Below are 20378 nucleotides of genomic sequence, written 5' to 3'. Positions count from 1 at the left end.
GATATTATATTGGCTGCAGCCCGTTCATTTGTTCTACTAAAGTCCAAGAAACTAAGTAGCATTCCCAAGACACAAAGCACTGTTAAAACAATAGCTATAACATAACCCACATTTCTAAATAAACTCCCCATTTTTATTAAATTTTTCTTTGTTTATACACCATACTAGATGTACCACTATTTAAAAATCACCCCCTAAATAATATATTATATATCAATAATATAGTTTAAATAAAAACTCAAAAAGATCGACCTACTTCTTTCTAACTCCTGTATTAATATCACCTAATTCAGTGAATAATATGTCTAAACAAAATATTTACTTTGATCCATAAATATTTTTTACCATTAACTGATTTATACTATTACTCAAAATCCAAAAATAATTTTAAAATCAGAAACAAAAAAAGAAAAAAAAATAATATGTATAAGTTTATTGAATCATTACCTGAATACTATGCTACTATTCAAAGTCAAACTAACTTTCCTAAAGACTATATCAATGATTTATTTTTGATTGGAAAATGTAGCAAAGACACAAACACAGTTAAAGAAATCAGACAAACTTTAGAGCAAAATGCTAGTGAGAAAGTTATTAAAGCCTTCAAAATTCGAAAAAAACTAATCAAGTCAATTGGTATTCCCCAATGGTACGAGGTTTTAAATACCTTATTAGAATATGCAAATATATCGGATGATTTAGATGTTGATTTTATGTATAGTAAACTAGGGTTTGATGTACTTGACGTTAGGGATAGTCATGACCCAACTACTCTGATTCAAAATCCAATACTACTAGGGAGGTTCCCCTCAGTTAGAATTATCAACATCGAAACCTTAAACTTTGAACAAGGACTACCTGATGTTTTTGAAAAATTTACTCAACTTGAACACTTAAGCATAGAAGGAGAATATACTATACTTCCAAAATCAATAGAAGACATAACGACACTACAGTCTTTGGAATTGGAGCTTCCTAAATTAACACATATCAAATTTGACTTTACAAAACTAACTGCTCTAAGGTCTTTAAAGTGTATGAACACCAATTGGCCTACTCCAACACTACCTACCCTGCCTAGAAGTATAGAAGCGATAGAGTTTTCTTTAGTAAGCACTCTTAATTCCATTGGAGAAGAACTAAATACACTTCCTGAGCTGAACAAAATTAAAATCATGAAATGTCCAGATTTTACTACGATAAGTGACAAGTTAAACGTACCTAGCCTAACTGTGTTGAGCCTTTGGAAAAATGATAGACTCCAGCTAATTCATCCTAAGGTAATTTTTAATGGTAAGATTACTTGTTTTTCTGGAGAATTGATCAACTTAGAACAACAATATACTTTTGATTCACTGACAAACCTAGTAGTTTCAGACCAGGCAATACTACTATATCTATCTCAAAACCCTGAGTCTTTTCCTAACTTAGATAAATTGAGCTTTTCCAATATGGAAAACCTAACGGAAATAAAAGTGCCATGGTCTAAATTCAATAAACTAACGACCGTTACATTTGAAAATTTAATTGGTGATAACTCTTTATCGCAAAATATAGAACAATGTACCTCGCTTAAACACCTTAGTTTTTTTAACTACCAAACAGTGCAACTACCTAAATCAATCGGACGTATTGAAAAGCTGATGTCTGTAACTATAGAACAATCTAATAAACTAATAATAGACACTTGTTTTCTTCCCAGTGTAATAGATGTACTAAAAATCATAAACTGCGCTGAAATTAAAGTATCTAACAAAATTATATGCGTTGGTAAAGCCTCTATTGAAAACTGCAAAGTTGAAAAGCACAGCGATTTATTCAGCTATCTATCCGTAGAACACTTCACATACTTTCCTTTAAAAAACGATACTTATGAAGTAAATGATATCACTAACTTAATGGTTAAGCCTTATACGCTTATTAGTTTGGACACCAATTTGCCAATAGGTCTATTGACTAATGTGCTGGTTAATTGTGAAAACCTAAAAATTTTAAAAATAAACAGTAACGCAATCTTACCTGATAGTTGTCCTTGCTTATCTGTGGATCAAGAGACCAAATTGCACACCTTACAATTAGAAAACGTTGAGCTTGATAACTTAGATCAACTCTTAACAAACAGTCCTTTACTAGAATCTATTAAATTAAGAGGATATGATCATTTCCCCGCTGTTGAATTACCTTATTTAAAAATAGTTGATTTATCTTATTCAAAAATACCTACACTAGAAGGATTAGATGCTCCAAATTTAGAGGTTGTTGATCTATCTTTATGTTATGAATTTGGATTAGCTGGTGCGAATGCTTTGGTCAAATATCCTAAACTTAAAAAACTTAGGCTTCAAGGAACTAACGACTCCTTGTGCTACGTACCTCAAGAACTTACATGTTTACCGTTGCAAGAACTATACTTATCTGGCTATCAAATAGACATGATACCAACCTATATCGGTCAGTTTAAAGAATTGCGTACACTACACCTTACCAACTTTGATACAGAAGGACTACCAAACTCTTTATTAGACCTTAAAAATCTTGAACGTCTTAGTATTGAAGGATGTAATTTCAGCGAACCTATTCCTGCATCATTTAGATCACTTAAATTAAAAAAATTACAATATACTATCAGTAAATTCAGTGGAGCAAATATGAACCCTAAATATTACAACAACCTCATCACCGATGGATATACTGATTTAGTGAAGTGGTTCACTAATGAAGATTAGTCTAAAAAACAATTAGACTTCTAACTGAAAAAAAAACTATTTATATATTACTCCCGTATAACAATTCCTTAGTTATACGGGAGTTCAGTATCTAACAACTATTTAAAAAGATAACTAGAAGTTAAAAAACTAGTTATTCACTTCTTACTTAGCTTACCCTATGAAAACAGAATATATGCAGAATACCTAATTACAAGGATTTACTTACAAGAAAAGGTTCTTCAGTTTGCTCATCTGTAGGAGCAAACATAATTCCAAGTACCTTAGCACTAAATTCTAAATCGTCAATAGCATAAACTGGTGTAGAAACTCTAGTCTCTAATTCACTATCTGCAATGGTCTTGACTTCTACTTTTTCAGGTTGAAAAACCATAAAAGGCTCTTCTATTCCATCTACATACATTTCAATTTTCAAAATACCTCCATCCTCTGGAAGATATGTAGAATGAGTAAAGTTTATAGTCTTGTCAAACAGTGGAGAAATATAAACCAACAACTTGTTATAACCAAATGAAAACTCATTATTTGGATCAGAAGGCGCTTTAATTCGTGTATATTCAATCACATCACAAGCATAATTGCTTACATAAGCTACCTTATCTAATTTTCTTCTATTAAACTCCTTATAGTCAATAGTACTACCTTCTGTATAAGTTTCTCCTTTAGAAGGTGTATATATAGCATAAGCTGTTTGATTTTCAACTGGCATATCAGTAGCAGGAGCCATTGCTTTTAAGTAAACAGACGCTTGATCTTGATCTTCACTGTGAAAATGATCCATCTGCCAAGTTGCTCCCTTCGCTTTAGCTAAGACTGTACTATTTTTCACATAGTAATCTGCCTTGGTCATACTCATCATTAATGCAAAAGCAGCCATAGGTTTCTTATCAAATAAATCTCCCCATGCTAAAAAAGGATTTTCATCTTTTGGCAAATTTGTCATTAGTGTTTGGAACTGTCCATATACGTCCCCTTTTGAATAATCTATTTTATCCAATAGTCCACCGACATTTATTCCCTTAGTATAAATACTCATAACCATCTTTCCTTCCACAAAAGGAGTAGTCACCACTTCACCTGGTACTTCAGGAGTTTCTTTACCAACATTTACAGCATCATTGCTCTCGGTAGAACAAGAAGTCATAATAAACAAGGCGAAAAGGCCTAAAAACATTTTTTTCATATAATACTTACTTTTTACTATTAGGTAAAAATACGTTAATCAGAAATAAATATCAAAACACAAAATAATTCAAAAACATATCTTTTAATCTTGAAAAAACAATTAACCAAACAAACAGTTTAAACTATTTATTATCAATTAATCAGTAAATAAAAAACGGTACTCTGAATCAAAGTATAAGAACTGAGCATCAATAGGAGCCGCTAATAATGAAATATTTGGGTAAACAATATCCTCTGTACTAATAGTTTGCTCATTTAACCATTTATTCTCACTCACATCTTTTAATTTTATATCCACCTTACTACCAAGTCTTTTAACATATATATAATACAAGTTATGCTGATCATCTTCATTTATATAGTTATATAATACCTCGCCTGATATTAAGTAACCCTTCTGAAAAGTTGCTTTATAGGTAATCCCATTTTTATCAGTATAGCTATAGTCACCATTCAATCGCTCAAACTGAACTTCATAACTAATAATCTCTCTTCCTTGATCATTATAGAAGATTCGTCTTATTTTTGAATCCGCAAAAAAATACTCTTTAGCAAACACTAATCCATTGTGCGCTGTATAGGTAGTTTCAATCTTTTTGCCTTTGCGATAAATATCTTCGCGTATATGACTTAATTCCTCCGTAGTTTCACTTCCGTGATACGGCTGTCCATCGCGATAGACAATATATTTCTTTCCTTTACTTATCAATTCATCGATAGCATTTACCTCATTCGCTGAAGCATATTCTAATTCCTGTAACAGCTCCCCTTGTTCATACCATTGCTCCAAACGAAGTTTTTTGTCTTTATATACATTCTTTCGTAGAATCAAAGGTGTATTAGGATAATCTGCATAAATCTCTTGAATACCATCTATAAATCCATTGACATAAGGACTAATGACTACATTACCATCAGAAAATTCGTAAGTAGTTCCATTCCAAGGAATCCCATCTTTATACTCGACACTAGAAATTAACTCACCCTTTTGATCATAAAACCATCCCTGTCCTTGAGCATAATCAATTTCACTTAATTTATAGTATATTCTTGTTTTTACAACGGGCTCAATCTCTTTCAAAAAATTAATTTCCTTTAAAACCCTTCCTTCTTTCTCAGTTTTTATTTGTTTGATAAAAAAATCATCATAGAAATAGACATTTACACCTGTTTTTGTTTGTTCATTATATGTACCTAAATACTCTTCATTCTGGTTGTAATAATCACTACTTATCAAAACATTTAAATCATCTTGACTATACCAGTTTGTTACTCTGAGCTTTCCATCAGTATAATATACATTTTCCTTATAGTACTTTTCATTTTTATAAAACACCTCATGCTGCAATTGAAAAACTGCTTTAGCTTCCAAGTTAAACTTCCCTTGATAAACAATCGCTCTATCTTGATATTTTAAATAACTGACAAACCTTCCTTGTTTGTACTCATATTTATCACCGTTAAGAGGTACAAACTCACCATTATCTGTTGCATAATTTAGCTCTCCTACTACATCGCCTTTCATGTCAAAATACTGTATGGTATCTACTTTCTTAATTGCATATGGCTGGGTACTATTATTATAATAACAAGTTACTTTGATCTGTTTACCTTTTTCATAAGTGTACAAAACACCTAGATCATAGATTTCTCCTGCAAAAGGCTTCCCTTCTTTAGTAATTAAACGATAAGACTTTTTCTTCAATGAATCGAATGATTCAATACTGTATTGATTCCCTTTGTCATCATATTTGTATACTCCCGTAACCTCACCATCATGACCATAAAAAAAACGCTCTCCTTTATAAATAAAACGGAGCATATCTCTCCTTGCAAAACCTTTGGATACAATATATCCTTCAATAGTATAATCTTCAACAGCACTAAACCCTTGCTTATCCATCGGTCTTATTACTTTATAAAAATTTGCCTTTTCTGGACTGACTAACTGAAAATCATCAATAAGCTTAGTATAAAGTGTATCATTTTTCTGTGCATGAACCAGTGTACATAACAAGAAAACGCTACATATAATAATTTGTTTTAACATCAATCTTTTATCTATTATGCGTTAAAATTACAACAAAACAAATAACTTGTTGCTTAACAAACAATTTAGCTATGTAAACTCTCTGTTTATAATTAAATCTTATCTCTAGCTTCCAATTGATTAATCACCTGTTTTTTTATACTAGTAAGAGCATAATCCTTAACCTCTGCATAAGAAACATTATATTTTCTCTTAAATAAAGCAAAATGAGAAGGAAAATTAGAAATTAATCTATCGTAATAATTATCTAATTGCTCTTGAGAAGGTAGCTCATAGTTTAGTCGTAGTTGAAACCTTCTCATTAGTGCTTGATCAATGATATCAGCGTGATTAGAGGCACATATTAAAACTGAGTTAGGTGAAAAGTAATCGATTAATTGAATGAGGGTATTGACGATTCTTCTCATCTCGCCCACATCTTTATCATCTACAGCCCTAGATTTACCTATTTGATCAAATTCATCTAGAAATAGAACAGCACGTTCTCTACTTGCTTTTTCAAACACTAGCTTAATATGTTGAGAAGTTTCTCCTAATTTTGCCGAAACAATTGTACTCAAATCTAAAATAATAATTGTTTTATTGAGTCTCTTGGCAAGAGCTTTAGCAGTAGTTGTCTTTCCACAACCTGAACTTCCGTGTAAAAATACTTTATTGTTAACAGGAAGTCCTAAATCTGTCAGTTCCGAAAAATAGGTATATTCTTTTACCAACTGATCGAGTATTATACGCTGTTTTTCATCCAAAAATACATCTTCAAAAGCTAGTGCTTCATTATCTTTAATAAGTAATTCTGATAAATTCATTCTATATGCTATATTAATTTAGTTTTTTTATTAGTCCCTCAATCATAGTTAACACCTTTGGGTTATCTGAATAATTCACCCCTAAATCTATAATCTCAACCAATTCTAGCACCTTAGTTTTTGGCCAATATTGATCTACAACAATCCCAATATCAACGCTATACCCCATTCGTTTACTAGTTGAGTAACCGTTTATCCCTACTGTTTCAGCAGTTAAGAATATCCCTACTGTTTCAAAGGTTATAAGTAAAGATTCCCACCCCATCCCGCTGGGTTGAACTTCAATAAAAAGCTGACATTCATTTAATTGGGTAGAAAAATAATTACGTTGCAAAAAAGCGTCTATTATAGTACTTGTATAATATTGAATTTGTTCAGCTCCTATTTCATTGCCGAACTTCACTTGCTTATTACGTCCATCTTTCATGCTATTATATCTGTTTTGGTGTTGAAAATAACAAACATGACTATTTCAGTAATGCTCTGTAAATTGTAGGAAAATTAAAACTGTTTCCAATTGGACACATTTGTTTTGCTTGCGCTACTACTTGCTGAAAAATAGTATTATCTAATCCTGAAATGACTGCCATAATTTCCAAATCAGCTTGTACGATAACCTCATTGTTGTAGGTGATTTCGCAATTAGTTTCTAACTCCTCTATCTTATACGATGCTTGAGTTAATAACAGGGTAAGTGTCATATTGAAACAAGCAGAATAAGCCGCTGCTATCATTTCTTCTGGTAGTGTTACAGCATAATCCTTTTGCTTGGAAAATGAGTAATTCATCTGATTCAACAACTGATTATCAGACACATAATTCCCTTTTCCTTGTTTTAAATCATCTCGCCAGATTGCCTTAATTGATACTTTCATAATATTACTTTAGTTAATTAAAATCCTTGTACACAAAAAGTAGTGCCATTTTAATTCTACAAAAGTATAAGTAATACTCATTTTCCTCAATGGAGAAAACGCCTCAATTATAGGACATTCTCTCCATACTATAATAGTAGCTCAATAAGGTCGCTTGGACAGTTCTTGATTACGTCTAAAAGCTAAGGGAGTATAACTAGTTTGAATCTTGAAATATCTATTGAAATAAGACACATCTTCATATCCTAAAGAGAAGGCAATTTCTTTTACACTTAAATCAGTATAAGCCAACAAGCGCTTTGCCTGTAGTATAAGACGATTAACAATCACGCAACTTGGAGAAATACCACAACCTTTAGTTATCCGCTTATTTAGAACATTAGTAGTCACATTTAGAAGTGCTGCATAATCACCTACCTTATGTAAATTCATATAGTTCCGATCAACTAATTGACTAAATTTTCTTGAAAATTCTTGGTGTTCAGATAATACTCCCGTATTGTTATTTTCTCGTTTTACCCAAGTCCTAGTTGCCTCAATAATAATATATTTTATCAATATTCTAATTTTCTCTTCACTCCAACTATCTGCTAAATCTTTTTCTCTTTCAATTTCAAGAATATGATTGCACAATACCTCATTTTGTTCTTGTTTTAAATAGACATAGGGAGTTGTTAATACATTACTATACAAAATTCCGTCACACGCTAATTCCTGATCGTGAATTTCTACACAATAAAAATCAGCGTGAAAATAGATTAATTTTCCCTTTGATTGATCTAGAATTTGAAAGGCATGTTCTTCATTAAAAAAAAAGAATGCATCTTGTTCACAAGTATAATTGGTAAAATCAATTTGTATTTGGCTCCCTGCTTTCAAGAATAAAATTTTAAAAAAGCCACTATACTGTTGGTCTAGATTAGACAAGTCTGTCGTAATATCAATGGAGACAGTTCCAAAATATAAGTGTTTCATCATTAATCACTAACTAAGTGAAACAAAAATAATTTATTTTTTATCAGCGGACGTTCTACAATAATGAAATTGTTTATTTCTCTCGAAATACACTAGTATACATACTAAGGTATCGGTTACATTCTGACTGATTACCCAATTTTTCTGTATTTATTTTTTGTCGTATTGCATAATGACTAACGCTGCTATCTTTGCGCATTGAGGTAACGGGAAACTTCATAATTAGCTCCCTAAAACTATCATAGGCTGGTTGAGCTAGATCATTTCTAAAGTATATATTTTGTTCCCAATACAGCATTTGATAATCTACATTTTCCACTGCTTCATTTTTTAATCTTTCTATTAAGGCTAATGAATATTCATACAAGGACGCATCATAAGTTGTACGCCAATAAGCTCTCGCTAGATAAAAACCTTTTTCATAACTCAAATCAGCTGCTGCTTCGAAAGCCTTAGCCGATTCTAAATTGTTACCCATAATCCAATAGTAAAGTGCATTAGCACGATAATCTTCTAAACTTTTTGGATCTCGTACAAGCATAGATTCTGTTACCTCTGGTAATTGTATTTGCGACTTGCTCAAATACTCATTATCTATAAGATAGTACAAGATTGCTTCATTACTCTTAGATAATTGATTGACCTGATATAATTGAACAATTAGTTTTGCACACTGTTCATAAGCTTTGATTTCATAAAGGAATACCACATAATAATTACGCGCCTCCCAATGTTCTGGTCTTGAAACATGAAAACATGAAAGTCTATACTGTAAAGCTTCCACAAACTTGTGTGTATCATTCAAATACTTACACGTCGTCAGTAAAACTGAGTTTATACTTAGTCGATACGGACTATCTTCCTTTAAGTTCATGGCTGTTTCTAATGATTTTAAGGTTTGACCATACTGACCTAAAATAAAGTATGCCTTCCCCTGAAGGTATAAGGATTCACCCGTAGCAAGTGCATAATCATGATAAGAATCCACTAAACTAAGAACCTGGTGAAAATTTCCCATCATAGTATAATAATGTGCTAGTGCAAGGAGATAATTAGGCAAACTAGCCCCTTTATTAGCTGCTTCCATCAAAACATTTAATACTGTCTCATCTTCTGGATTAAACATCATAGTTAAAATACTCCCTTCTGTCAGTAATATGCTAGGGTGATCTTCTACCACTATCTTCGCAACATTGATATACTTTAATGCTAGCTCTAACTCGTATTGATACTTGTGATAGATCGCTTTATAATTATAATAACTCACAACTAATTCTTTATCTTCACGATTATATGACTGAAAAAACTCTTCGACGTATTCTTTTGTCAGCTCACGCATATCAACAGGTATTTTTTCTTTAAAAGTTATTGCTTCTAAAACTTCTGACATCTGTTCTAACATCCCACAACTATGAAAGCAATCAACGAGATATATTCCCGCCTGGACACTCAACAAGGTTTTACTCCACTTTTGTTCCCACAAAGAGATTGATTCCTCTATATTGATTATGTCATTGGCTACATATTGTGCTATTGATAATTCATTTCTTTGTTGATCAGATAAATTGTACTGATCATGATTTAGTAAATCTTCTATTACAATTTGTACTTGTGTGCGCACAGCATAGTCCACTAAAATATTAATTTCAGCTTCTTCAAGATTAGCTCTATTTAATAGTTGTTTACTATAGTTCACCTGTAAATCCCACAAGCGCAGACGAAGATTATTTGCCTCTGGATATACAGATAAAGCGTGATGCAAGCATCCAATAGCTACATCATACTTTTGTATTGCTTCCATTTTATTAGCATATCCTAAAAGAAGAGCCATACTATTAGGGTGATAATCTAATGCACGCTCATAAAAAGCTAGGTCACAATATTGCTCTAATCCTCCGATAAGTTCAAACTCACTCAACTGATCTACTCCATAATTCTCTAAAGTAGAAAGAGCCAGGATTACTTTATCATAATCGAAATTATCTGAACCGATAAATCGAGTAAAAAACACAATATAAAGACGATAAAAAGAAACTTCTTCCACACTCTCTACCAATGATTTATCTTCTTGATTAAGATATTCATATCCTTCAATCAACGCTTGCTCACAGGACTGATAATCTCTTTCACTAATACGCTGAGCAATAAAAGCAACTAACTCATTAAAATTCATTTCTCTTTTACCTTTAATTATGATTACTATTCAACTGATCGTTTTGTAACTCGCGTACTATATTCCAATAATTTCCTTTTCGAGAAAAACTAGTAGGACTTGCTTGTAAAGAGGCTTCATAAAATTGAATCCCCAACATTATATTTTCTTGTAACTCTCTTCCATTTATAAATACACGTGAGATATATTCAAATAACTCACAATGCCTTGTATGAACTTCCTTCTCAGTTATATATCCCAAGATTCCACCTATTCTACAAACTAAGCTATAAAGTGCATAATTAAACCCTAAAATACCATAACCTACAATAGCATGGCGTTGTGGGTATAATAAACGATATCTATTTCTTAGGTAAGCACCTTCTATTTGCTCTAGGTGCTCTGCAAAAGCAACCTCATCTAGGTGATATATCTCTTCAACAATATCTTTTACATTAGCATGAAAATACTCCCCTTTTTTTAGATTATGTAAGAAAACACGAAACGACTTACTATTCTTAATTTTATGCATTTGCATAAACTTTTGCACATCATAAACATGTTCTTCATTCTTCGGATCTAAACCAAAAGGCGTATCTAATAAAACATCTTGAAAATAATACAACAATAGACCGTTAGATATGGATTTTGGATTATCACAAAAACTACTTAACGCTATACATTCACTCATAATTACGCTTTTAATTGATTCACTAATACATTTAATGCTTGAGCATAATCAGCTGTATAGACTCCAGACTGAACCATTGCTTCTATCCCTATTGCATAAGCTCCACTATACATCGTATCGTGTAATAATTGTGCAAATACCATACGAGCCATCGCACCTATCGAAGGATAAATACCTAATGGGGCTGTCTGTGGATCTAATACAATCATATATAGTTTTTGATAAAACTCTATAGCTTGATCAACATTAGCTGCCAAAAATTCTTTTACCCAAACTATATTGGTCAATATCGGAGAAAAGACAATTGGATTATCAATAGCACTGCGAGTGTAATCGTTAAAGTGATTACTAATCATTAATAGATTTTCTTTGTCAATTGAAAAACTCATCATTAACCCTGCTACTTCTACATCTGACAATACTGTAGCAGTATCTTGTTCTTCCTCGTCAGAAGAGCACTGTTCATCTTCGTCCACTACTACTTGACTAATGCTCTCTTCATCTTGCTCTTGTTGCTGATCATCATAAGACCAATCCTCTGACTTCTCTACATCTTCAAAACAATATCTCTTTAATTCTCTAACAGCTACCGTTAAGCGATCTAAATAATTGGACCAATGACTATTGTTTTGAATAAAATTATCAATATAAATAACAAAATCAGGATCAAATTTCTCAGGAGGAAGTTCTTCTAGCATATCACCAAGATTATCTACAACCAATCTAAAGACCTTTTCTGTTTGATAACTGATATTAACCATCCAATGCTCCTTACCTAGGCATCGTAGTAATAAATCTGCTAAAACACAAACTTGATCTGAAGTCAGTGCATCGCTTGTCATTACTTTGATGGCATCTTTTCTATAGTCTTTTAATAGTTTGCCCACCCAACGCTCATGCTCTCCTTCACTTAGCAAATAATCTTCCAATGCCATATACCCAGTATGTAAGGTAAACCAATTTATTGTTGATTTATCAATGCGTAAGGTAATCTCCACTTGATCACACTCATCATTTAAATCATGGCAACTATCATTCACTAAGGTTACGATATCAATACAATCTTCTAAATTATCCTCATAGTATAAGTCTTCTATAATTTTTAATATCTTCTTGGCGTATAATGATCTAAATTTAACTTCCTCGATTATACCTAATGTAGCTACCATTTGTTTTAAATAACCAAATAGAATACTTCTATTATTTTTATGTTGCTCTTCAGTAGGTATCTCCAAATCCTCGGTTGTAATTCGTGGAGCATGAATAAACGCCTCTAAATCACTTCCAAAATCAAGTAATACCAACAGCATAAATTGATGGATAGGCTCATTTAGACTTCCCGTTGCTGTCCGATTATCTAACCAATCTAACCATTGATCTGTATTACCAAAAACAGTTTGTACGATTTCTCTACCTTCTACTTTTTGGTCTATTCCATTTCTTGTTAATAGCATAGGTAGTCTACTTTCATAAGGACCTATTTCAATATTTTCAAATAATAAAGCTATAGATTGACTTACAAAGGGTTTATAATTGATTCGATCACTATAGATAAACCATAAGGTCAATAAACATATAGGCAATTGTCCACTTGGCTTTTGTTGAAATTGAACAATGATATTTTTTTGAAATAACTCAGACAACAACTTTTCCTCTATATCCACAGATAGCCACGAAACAAATGCTGCATGCATTTTATATTCCAACTCTATAGGTAGGTTATCAGGACGACGACTGTAATAATACACTTGTCGATAATCCCATGGATCATTAAAAAGAACCTTCAATAAAGGATATTGTTTATCACTATCTTGAAGGCATAACAATTCTTCTCCTTGATCTAAAGCAATAAGGCTCTCGATTAATACTTCAGAAATAGATTGAGATAAGGACATATCTTTCGTCAATACATCAGCAAAATAATGACCAGATTGACTAATCCAAAACAACAATATACTATAAGGTGAGGTATCATATCGTTTGCCAATACTTAAACTTGTTGTTAAAACTTTTGTAAATGCGTGCCAATCTCCTCTAAAAAAATCAGTGATGAAAATATCAGTTGTTGCAAAAGGTCTATACTCAAATGAATCATCGTGTATTTTCACATAATAATGACTACTTAAAACACTATTTTTAAGTTCCTCGTTAGGCAACCATGTATTGGACGTATCTTCATTGATCAACAACAGCTCTATAAGCTTAACAACTACTTTATAAGAATGTCTAGAACTTTCTTGTACCAATACACTCAATACATTGATTACCATTAAACGTATGGCATTCTCTTCCTCGCTAGTAGTATAATTTTTATAGTTATCACCTATAAAAATAAGCATACGATCCACCGCATCTACACTAGGAAAATACCCCAACTCACAGACCTTACTCCAACCTGCAATAAGATTGAATCCGTCTAAAGTATTGTCAAATTCATTACCTACAAGATATAACTCCTTCGCAAGCTCATCTGTAAACACTAAATGTGCTGGTGCCTCTTCTAATAACTGAATTAAAGCATGACGTAGATTACGGTTAATCAATAAGCTTACAAAGCCTGAGTAATCCAATTCTACTTCCTGATGATCATAAAGACTAATAAAATCCACCCATAAGCGTATTTCATTGTCAGAAAAAGTATCTGTATGCCGATCAAATACGACATGCGAATTGAACTTCTTAAGTAATAAACTGATGGCTTCATTTACAACTATTTGCCTTGTATATACATCTGTATTTCCTTGATCTTGTAAATACTTGTTATATTTTACAAATTGAAGTAAACCTTTAAATTGATAATAATTTAAACCGCTCTCCCGTAAGCTTTGAAGCATCAAGTACTCCTCTCCATAATAAAGCAAATAGTGATACCCTGTCGTAGCTGCGCCTCTATTCTTAGCCGTTAATGAGGCTAAACTAATTTGATCATCGATGATTAGCGCACTACTCATGGCTAAATCGTAATCTGTATGCGTCGTATAAGCTGGTATCACATCAAAAAGACGAGTCGGCTCCTCTTCTTCTATTTGATTTAAAAAAGAATATAAATGAAGACGAGCTACATCTAAATAAGGCTTAAGTCTATTTATACCTTTTATACGATCAGTTAATTTATCGAAAACTTCAACTAAATCTTTTTCTGGTGAACTTTGCTCAAGATGTTCAAAGGCTTCGTCCACTTTAAAATTTCCAAGGAAACTATTAGGATGAGCAAACCATAAAAAGCCTTCTATACGAACAAATTCATATTCAAACACAGTAGTCAAATCTGCCCATTTCAAATGAATATTTCTATTGACCTGCTCATTGAGGGGATATTGTTTTAACTGAACTAGATTTACTAACTGTCTAACAATACGATGGATACCGTAAGTTTCCTCTTTTAACAAAGAATCCAGTGAAGCTGGCTCAGCTAGTAAATCCTCATATTCATCTAGTATCTGCTTTGAATATGGAATATAGTTTAGAAGATCAGTTTCCATAGCTATTACAGCCTCATTTATAGGCAATAACAAATAGGGTTCTAACAACTGCAGTTGTTCCTTTGCATACTGTATAACTCGATAGTTTTTATAAAACTCATCGTTATACTTTGTAACTTCACCCTCGGAAAGCTGTTGTATTTTTTCAGGTATTTGCTCCTGATTATATCCTAAACTCTTTAAAATTCTTGCTACTCCAAAGTGTTTTTCTTCTACTACCTTACTTCCACATCCTCTACAAAAATTCCCCTGAGCAGGAGTAAGAGAAGCACACCATCCACAGCGTACATCTACACGAACGCTACCCGCACAAGCCACACATATATCCCCTGGCTGATAATCGCCCGGTTGTGGTGTAGAGCACGATTCACAATAAGTGATAACTGCCATACTATACGAACTATTTTTCTATCTACCTTTTCTAATTTTTGCCCAAATATTTTCTTTTTGAACTGCTGTCATTTCTTTAACTAACTTACCGATAGCTGACTTCGATTCACCTTCCAACTTTAATTGTAAAGCTACCTCATAATCGGAAGAAGCGACAAACTCAGCTCCACAAGAACGGCAAAACTGACCTGGTCCTGTACTCAAACACCAATAACAATTGTGAACTGGTTCTGCTTGAAGTCCACAAGACAAACACAAATCACCAACTTTATAATCCTTCGGCTGCTTAGCTTGACAATGTGCACATTTTACAACATCTGCACTCTCTACGATTACTGCCTCTTGCTTTACCACGGTTTCAGCAACTGCCAAGCTTGCTGCTTGTGTACCTAAAGCCCACTGCATAATTACATGTGCTATTTCGATATCCATAGCTGTAACTTCTATCAAAGTTCGCGTATCACCAATCATAACGAAATCCTCTTTAGATTGAATTCCAGCATCTGCTAATGCCTCAATATCTTCTGTCGTCGCTCCTTTTTTACGCAATATACTTTCTAATAGCTTTGGAAAATTTTCTATACTCATACTTCTAAATTATAGTTGTAAACTAATTAAATACTTCTATAGATATAATTAGTCACTAGGTTATTACTGACTTAGTTCACGATGATTAAAAAATAAAAAGGGAGACTCATCTAATTATGATCCCCCTTTATTATCTATCTAGTTGATATTAACTAAATCAAAAATTAAAAGTCAGACTAAAAATTTTATAAAAAGAATCCTTATATCCTTATAACTTGCTTTCTAAATACTCTCTAATCACTAAATCAGTAAAGAAACCACTATGATGTCCTCCCCAGCAAGCTGTCATTGTTAAAGTTTTTCCAGAAAGGTCTAATTTTTTATTTTCTTCAGCTCCTTCATTTACAATACAGTTTACTTCAATTTTATCCATTGACTCTTGTACTGCTTCTTTCCCAAAATTATCTTTACACACTTCTTTCATTGCATCCATTAAGCGTTGTAAACATACACTTGGCACAAACTTAATATGCTCTAATTCGAAAGTATCCCAGTTGATTTGGATAGGTAGTTCTTTACCTACAATTGCGTTCAATTCTTTTTGATACTCAGTTACGTACTGCTCTTCTATTGCTGTATAAGCTCTTTTTTCTTGTAATCCCATGATTTATATTATTACTATTATTAACATTTCAAAGGTCTTATCTTTGCTATTGGTTTCATAGACCTAAATTCGGTAATTGCGCTTATCACGGAATTCCGTGATATGAAAATTTCCAAAAGTATCTTACCTTGTATTCAAACTTTACAAAAAATGCTAAAAACACTTTTAATAATTGGGTTTTGTTTTCTATCACTAACACTAGCTGTAAATAATCTATCTCTCATTATGGGAGGTATGAGAAAGAAAAAAGCAAATCGTTTAATACAAGAATATCTTGAACATGAATTCAAGGGTCAATTAAAAGCAGTTGAAATTAGACGCTTTTTTAATGCCTCTAATATGAATCCCAATATGTTTTCGGTTATTATCTACGATCATCAATTAGCACAAGTAAGATGGGTTTTATTCTTTGACGCCAAGATTTTAAAAAATGAAAACAGAATTGAACAAGGTGTTTCCTATGCTAAACCAGTAAAAGAACAATACCAAGATGCCTTATCTGACTACTATACCAAAGAAGATATAAAACTAAAAATGATTGATTTAGATTGTCGTATTGACATTAGTTATGATTCATTAACCATGACATATCTTTTTAACCCAAATCCCAATGAGCTGAAAACGAAAACTAAAAAACTCTTATACTTACTAAATCAACAAAAGGACGCACTAAAAATCAATAGTATTTTCACAATTACTATCCATCTTCCAACCTATAATGAGGATATTTTTATGATTGTTATACATAGCATAGAGGACTCATGGCAGGTCAAAGAATGCTTACTAAAACAAGAAACTAATTATTTCAAAACTTTACAAGAAAAATTGCTGCCGAAGCGTATGGATTATTTAGCGGGATTAGACCACCTCTACAGTTCCCATGATTTTTCTTTATTATATGTAGATACAGCTTGTTTCACTAAAGCTGTGTGGGTACATCTGTTAATCGATACAAAAGAAGTAGAACAAGAAAAAAACAGCTATCACAAGACTCCTGTAACAGCTGCTTTATTAGAAACGATTAATCTTACCAACAAAGTAGTCACTCATCGAGAAATCGTACCGATTACTGAACCAAATTCGTTTATTTCTATTGTAGAAGAGATTAAACCACTATTAGCAATAAAGTATACCTTTTAATTATTCACTAATCAAATAGTCCTGATTCAATAGCAAACTTTACCGCTCCCGTAGTTGTCTTAGATCCTGTTTTCAACAAGATATTCTTGCGATGTGTCTCCACCGTATTAACTGATATAAACAGTTTCTCAGAAATTTCTTTAGAAGTCATTTCTTCTGATAAAAGTGCTAGAACTTCTTTCTCCCGTTGAGTCAATTCAATATCTTGATACTTCTTTTTATCAAATACACTTTCCATATAGCGCTGTTTAATAACTTCTGAGAAATATTGCTTGTCATTGATTAATTCCCTTACAGCAACTTGTAACTCCTGCTTATTTGTAAATTTAGGTACAAAACCATCTGCTCCTTTTTGGATTACCTTATGAACAACGCGAGGATTATCAAGCATACTCAAAATTAGAACCTTGACATCTGATTGATTACTCTTTACCCTAGTTAATAACTCTACTCCATCCATCTTGGGCATATTCAAATCGGTAATGACTAATTGTATGTCAAATTGCTCTAATAAACGTAATACTTGTGTTCCTTCTGTTGCTAAATGCACTTGTTTTACTTCCTCCATATCAAGTAATATAGTGTTTAACCCCTCTAAAAACATCAAATGATCATCTGCTATGATTATATTTACTCTACTCACTACTTATTTATTTAAAGGTATATTAATTGTTATGGAAGTCCCATATTTAACATTACTATCTATTTCTATACTTCCTTTGAGTTTTTCTAAACGCTCTCTTATATTGCGCAGTCCTATCCCTTGTTTCTTAACATTGGCAAACCCAACGCCATTATCATGAATAAGAATATTGAGGTGGTCATCGTGTTTGGTCAATTGTACCTCAGCACTTGAAGCCTTAGCATGCTTAACGATATTATTGACCAACTCTTGAACGATGCGATATGCACCAGCCAATACATCATCTGTCAACTTATTAATTTCTGTCTCTGGAAAAAAATAAGCTTTAATTGTCAAATTATTTTTCTGACTTACAGTATCGACGTATTCTTTCAAAAAACTACTAAATCCAATTGAAGAGAAAGCCAGTGGATGCAATTGATGCGATAGCAAACGCAGATCCTTACACGCATTGTTAATTGCTTCTTGCAAACGCTTAGTTTGTTCTCCCGTATCTTGCTGAGAGAAATGATGTTCAAAAGCAATCTTAATTCCTGCTAAATCACTTCCTATTCCATCGTGTAACTCTCGTGCTAATCGAGCTCTTTCTTCCTCTTGTCCTTTCTGATAGCGCTCGATCATAGAAATTTTATGATCTTTAACCATCTCATTAATCTTGTGATTCGCATTTTTCTCAACCTCCACCTGTAGTTGTCTTTGCACTTTCAAACGTTGTAGATAAAAATACATCACAATAATAAAGAGAATTGACACCAAAATAAAACCAATGATAAAAGTATTACGAAGTTGTTTCTGACGAATGACAGCTTGCTCTACTTCTCTAAGCTCTACTTCTTTTAATTCTTGCTCCTTCTCCAGCAACTCTATTTTAGTTTCCTTTAATTCCGTTTCATATTGTTGTTGCAGATCTGCTAAATGCTTCTCTTTCTCAATACTATTAAATTTTGTATTATCGATTATACTTCGATATAAATAATTATATGCTTTTTCATATTGTTTTTGATCTGCATATAGGGAACCTAAATTCAAAAAAAAGTTAGTATTATAGGCTAATATAGAACGTTCTTCAGTAATACTCAATGCTCTCTCAAAATACTTAATTGCTTTCTTTGTATTCCCTACTTTACTCTCACACACTCCTAAATCATTCAATACGATAGCCATATCAGTGACATAATTTAACTCTTCAAGAAGCTTATAAGTATTCTCCAAGTGAGGTATAGCCTCTTTAAACTTATGCTGTTCTACTAATAGTTGAGCAAGGTTAATTTTAACATAGGCCTCCACTGTTTTATTTCCTTCCTCTTGACGAAACTTTAATACAGTCATATAATGCTCCCTAGCTTGATCAAACTTACGCTGCTCTTTCAAAATATTTGCGTAGTTAAACAATGTAGTCAATACCCCATCGGTATCCTCAATAGATTTATACAAATCATTCGCTCTTTTCAAGCTCTCTATAGCCTTATCATATTCATCCTTTTGTATATATAGTGTAGCAACATTCTGATACGCATTTGCCTCTTGAAGTACATCGTCTACAGCTCTAGCTTTTTCAATACATATCATAAAGCTCTCCATTGCCTTGGAGTATAACGATAAATTCTTATAACTAAGTGCTAATAGATTATAAGCAGCAGGTAAACCTTGCTCCATTTTTAATTTCTCTAAGGATTCAATAGTCTTCAATGCATATTCTATAGACTTCTTATAATCTCCATTAATAGAATTCAAATTTCCTAAAGAATAATAAGCACGAGCTTTTTCCTTCTCTAAGTTATGCTTTTCACTTAAAGCTAACCAAGCAAATGCGGCCTTTCTAGCTTCAAGTGGTTTGGAATATACATTCTGGGAATACACTTTCGATAATGAGTCAATAGTAACTCTCACTGGTTGCTGTGCAATACCCTTTGTGAAAATAAAAAAGATTACTAATTGAAAAATTAAAGTTACTCTACTATCACGATTAGATAAATTCAAAACAATTTTGTATTAATTTCTTATTATTTGCCGCATTCTTTTTAACTAAAATAGCAAAATAAAGCAACAAAAAAACATATGCTTCTGAGGC

The 20378-nt window shown here is 32.5% G+C and carries 15 protein-coding genes; 2 read left to right on the top strand and 13 right to left on the bottom strand.

Annotated elements, in window-relative coordinates:
- The first annotated feature begins 422 nt into the window (after window positions 1–422).
- Window positions 423–2726 carry a hypothetical protein gene (locus tag GOQ24_RS06250; protein ID WP_074748128.1) on the top strand — a complete coding sequence of 768 codons (2304 nt, stop codon included), beginning with the start codon at window positions 423–425 and terminating at the stop codon, window positions 2724–2726.
- Between the two features lie 190 nt (window positions 2727–2916).
- On the opposite strand, the gene GOQ24_RS06245 is transcribed toward GOQ24_RS06250, so the two are convergent.
- The 11 genes from GOQ24_RS06245 to GOQ24_RS06195 form a co-directional block, all read right to left on the bottom strand.
- Entirely contained in the window at window positions 2917–3909 is a 993-nt protein-coding gene (locus tag GOQ24_RS06245; RefSeq protein ID WP_006266556.1) for a hypothetical protein, read from the bottom strand.
- Between the two features lie 138 nt (window positions 3910–4047).
- Window positions 4048–5961, bottom strand: coding sequence for a hypothetical protein (locus GOQ24_RS06240; protein WP_006266554.1), 1914 nt, complete (start codon window positions 5959–5961; stop codon window positions 4048–4050).
- Window positions 5962–6053: 92 nt separating this feature from the next.
- On the bottom strand, window positions 6054–6767 hold the full coding sequence (locus GOQ24_RS06235; RefSeq protein ID WP_160339309.1) for an AAA family ATPase: 714 nt from the start codon (window positions 6765–6767) through the stop codon (window positions 6054–6056).
- A gap of 13 nt (window positions 6768–6780) precedes the next feature.
- Window positions 6781–7194 carry a hypothetical protein gene (locus tag GOQ24_RS06230; protein WP_059051411.1) on the bottom strand — a complete coding sequence of 138 codons (414 nt, stop codon included), beginning with the start codon at window positions 7192–7194 and terminating at the stop codon, window positions 6781–6783.
- A gap of 40 nt (window positions 7195–7234) precedes the next feature.
- The gene (locus GOQ24_RS06225; protein WP_160339308.1) at window positions 7235–7642 is read right to left on the bottom strand and encodes an OsmC family peroxiredoxin; all 408 of its coding nucleotides are present in this window, start codon (window positions 7640–7642) and stop codon (window positions 7235–7237) included.
- Between the two features lie 141 nt (window positions 7643–7783).
- Complete coding sequence (locus GOQ24_RS06220) at window positions 7784–8620, bottom strand: helix-turn-helix domain-containing protein (protein WP_006266550.1); 837 nt, start codon at window positions 8618–8620, stop codon at window positions 7784–7786.
- A 70-nt stretch (window positions 8621–8690) separates the two neighbouring features.
- Window positions 8691–10790, bottom strand: coding sequence for a hypothetical protein (locus GOQ24_RS06215; protein ID WP_160339307.1), 2100 nt, complete (start codon window positions 10788–10790; stop codon window positions 8691–8693).
- 13 nt (window positions 10791–10803) lie between these two features.
- On the bottom strand, window positions 10804–11460 hold the full coding sequence (locus GOQ24_RS06210; RefSeq protein ID WP_160339306.1) for a DUF1266 domain-containing protein: 657 nt from the start codon (window positions 11458–11460) through the stop codon (window positions 10804–10806).
- 2 nt (window positions 11461–11462) lie between these two features.
- Window positions 11463–15332, bottom strand: a complete 3870-nt coding sequence (locus GOQ24_RS06205) for a hypothetical protein (protein WP_160339305.1) — start codon at window positions 15330–15332, stop codon at window positions 11463–11465.
- Window positions 15333–15350: 18 nt separating this feature from the next.
- Window positions 15351–15920, bottom strand: coding sequence for a hypothetical protein (locus tag GOQ24_RS06200; protein WP_006266546.1), 570 nt, complete (start codon window positions 15918–15920; stop codon window positions 15351–15353).
- Window positions 15921–16128: 208 nt separating this feature from the next.
- Entirely contained in the window at window positions 16129–16524 is a 396-nt protein-coding gene (locus GOQ24_RS06195; protein ID WP_006266545.1) for a hypothetical protein, read from the bottom strand.
- 234 nt (window positions 16525–16758) lie between these two features.
- Here GOQ24_RS06195 and GOQ24_RS06190 point away from each other — a divergent pair, with 234 nt between their 5' ends.
- On the top strand, window positions 16759–17664 hold the full coding sequence (locus tag GOQ24_RS06190) for a hypothetical protein (protein WP_243731250.1): 906 nt from the start codon (window positions 16759–16761) through the stop codon (window positions 17662–17664).
- Between the two features lie 7 nt (window positions 17665–17671).
- Here GOQ24_RS06190 and GOQ24_RS16925 read toward each other — a convergent pair whose 3' ends face one another.
- Both GOQ24_RS16925 and GOQ24_RS06180 read right to left on the bottom strand, forming a co-directional pair.
- Window positions 17672–18307: a response regulator gene (locus GOQ24_RS16925; RefSeq protein ID WP_006266543.1), complete on the bottom strand. Its 636-nt coding sequence runs from the start codon at window positions 18305–18307 to the stop codon at window positions 17672–17674.
- A 3-nt stretch (window positions 18308–18310) separates the two neighbouring features.
- The gene (locus tag GOQ24_RS06180; RefSeq protein WP_006266541.1) at window positions 18311–20287 is read right to left on the bottom strand and encodes a tetratricopeptide repeat protein; all 1977 of its coding nucleotides are present in this window, start codon (window positions 20285–20287) and stop codon (window positions 18311–18313) included.
- Window positions 20288–20378 lie beyond the last annotated feature (91 nt).

The sequence above is a fragment of the Myroides sp. LoEW2-1 genome (assembly GCF_009767705.1).
In the GTDB taxonomy this organism is placed as follows: Bacteria; Bacteroidota; Bacteroidia; order Flavobacteriales; family Flavobacteriaceae; genus Flavobacterium; species Flavobacterium album_A.
The sequence above is the reverse complement of the archived record's forward strand: the minus strand, read 5'-3'. Positions and strand labels throughout refer to the sequence as shown.

Excerpts from the sequence above, each read along its gene's own strand:
- GOQ24_RS06215 (WP_160339307.1), bottom strand. The coding sequence starts at position 10,790 with ATGAATTTTAATGAGTTAGTTGCTTTTATTGCTCAGCGTATTAGTGAA.
- GOQ24_RS06190 (WP_243731250.1), top strand. The coding sequence starts at position 16,759 with ATGAGAAAGAAAAAAGCAAATCGTTTAATACAAGAATATCTTGAACAT.
- GOQ24_RS06230 (WP_059051411.1), bottom strand. The coding sequence starts at position 7,194 with ATGAAAGATGGACGTAATAAGCAAGTGAAGTTCGGCAATGAAATAGGA.
- GOQ24_RS06235 (WP_160339309.1), bottom strand. The coding sequence starts at position 6,767 with ATGAATTTATCAGAATTACTTATTAAAGATAATGAAGCACTAGCTTTT.
- GOQ24_RS06240 (WP_006266554.1), bottom strand. The coding sequence starts at position 5,961 with ATGTTAAAACAAATTATTATATGTAGCGTTTTCTTGTTATGTACACTG.
- GOQ24_RS06205 (WP_160339305.1), bottom strand. The coding sequence starts at position 15,332 with ATGGCAGTTATCACTTATTGTGAATCGTGCTCTACACCACAACCGGGC.
- GOQ24_RS06245 (WP_006266556.1), bottom strand. The coding sequence starts at position 3,909 with ATGAAAAAAATGTTTTTAGGCCTTTTCGCCTTGTTTATTATGACTTCT.
- GOQ24_RS06200 (WP_006266546.1), bottom strand. The coding sequence starts at position 15,920 with ATGAGTATAGAAAATTTTCCAAAGCTATTAGAAAGTATATTGCGTAAA.
- GOQ24_RS06195 (WP_006266545.1), bottom strand. The coding sequence starts at position 16,524 with ATGGGATTACAAGAAAAAAGAGCTTATACAGCAATAGAAGAGCAGTAC.
- GOQ24_RS06225 (WP_160339308.1), bottom strand. The coding sequence starts at position 7,642 with ATGAAAGTATCAATTAAGGCAATCTGGCGAGATGATTTAAAACAAGGA.
- GOQ24_RS06220 (WP_006266550.1), bottom strand. The coding sequence starts at position 8,620 with ATGATGAAACACTTATATTTTGGAACTGTCTCCATTGATATTACGACA.
- GOQ24_RS06250 (WP_074748128.1), top strand. The coding sequence starts at position 423 with ATGTATAAGTTTATTGAATCATTACCTGAATACTATGCTACTATTCAA.
- GOQ24_RS06210 (WP_160339306.1), bottom strand. The coding sequence starts at position 11,460 with ATGAGTGAATGTATAGCGTTAAGTAGTTTTTGTGATAATCCAAAATCC.